Annotated in this window: 1 protein-coding gene; it reads right to left on the bottom strand. The window is 75.5% G+C overall.

Translation table 11 applies throughout. From position 1 onward, the window contains the following. Positions 1–142: 142 nt before the first annotated feature. A partial coding sequence (locus ABT006_RS32830; RefSeq protein WP_350712369.1) for a hypothetical protein occupies positions 143–1,243 on the bottom strand: 1,101 nt, incomplete at its 5' end.

Consider the following 1,243-nt stretch of genomic DNA (forward strand, 5'->3'; position numbering starts at 1 on the left):
GCCGATGGTACTGCACTCGGGAGGGTGTGGGAGAGTAGGACACCGCCGGACAATCATTCCAGTCGAGGGCCGCCCCATCCGGGTCGGCCCTCGACTGCGTAGCGCCATAGGTGGCGCAATGAGGAAGGATGTACCTGTGAGTTCAGGATCGCAGGGCGGAGATCGTCCCCGTCGTTACGAAGACCGGGCGGGCGGGCGCGAGGACGCCCCGCGCCGCGACGACCGGCCGTCGTACCGGGATGACCGGGGTGGTCAGCGCGGCGGATACGCCGGCGACCGCCGCGAAGGCGGGTACCGGTCTGGTTCCCGTGATGGCGACTCCCGCGCGGCCGGCGCCCCCCGTCGTGACGGCGCCGAGCGCCAGGGTGGTTTCCGGGGCGAGCGTGGCGGCGAGCGCCGCGAGGGCGGGTTCCGTTCGGGCCCGCCGCGCGAGGGTGGCTTCCGCCGGGACGCTGGCGACCGTGAGGGTGGCTTCCGCGGTGGGGATCGCCGTGAGGGTGGCTTCCGTGGCGGTGACCGCGAGGGCGGTTTCCGCGGCGGCGAGCGTCGCGAAGGTGGTTTCCGTGGCGGTGACCGCGAAGGTGGCTTCCGGGGCGGCGACCGCCGTGAGGGTGGCGACAGGCCCGGCGGTGGCTTCCGTGGCGGTGACCGCGAGGGCGGTTTCCGCGGTGGGGATCGCCGTGAGGGCGGCTTCCGTGGCGGTGACCGCGAGGGCGGTTTCCGCGGCGGCGAGCGTCGCGAGGGTAGCTTCCGCGGCGGTGAGCGTCGCGAAGGTGGCTTCCGCGGCGGCGACCGTCGCGAGGGCGGTTTCCGTGGCGGTGACCGCGAAGGTGGCTTCCGGGGCGGCGACCGCCGTGAGGGTGGCGACAGGCCCGGCGGTGGCTTCCGTGGCGGTGACCGCGAGGGCGGTTTCCGCGGTGGTGAGCGTCGCGAGGGCGGCTTCCGTGGCGGTGACCGCGAGGGCGGTTTCCGCGGCGGCGAGCGTCGCGAAGGTGGCTTCCGCGGCGGCGACCGCCGTGAGGGTGGCGGCAGGCCCGGCGGTGGCTTCCGTGGCGGTGACCGCGAGGGCGGCTTCCGCGGTGGCGGCTTCCGCGGTGGCGAGCGTCGCGAGGGTGGCTTCCGTGGCGGTGACCGCGAGGGCGGTTTCCGCGGCGGCGAGCGTCGCGAAGGTGGCTTCCGCGGCGGCGACCGCCGTGAGGGTGGCGACAGGCCCGGCGGTGGCTTCCGTGGCGGTGACCGCGAG

This window comes from Micromonospora sp. NPDC002717 (genome assembly GCF_040295705.1).
Lineage (GTDB): Bacteria > Actinomycetota > Actinomycetes > Mycobacteriales > Micromonosporaceae > Micromonospora.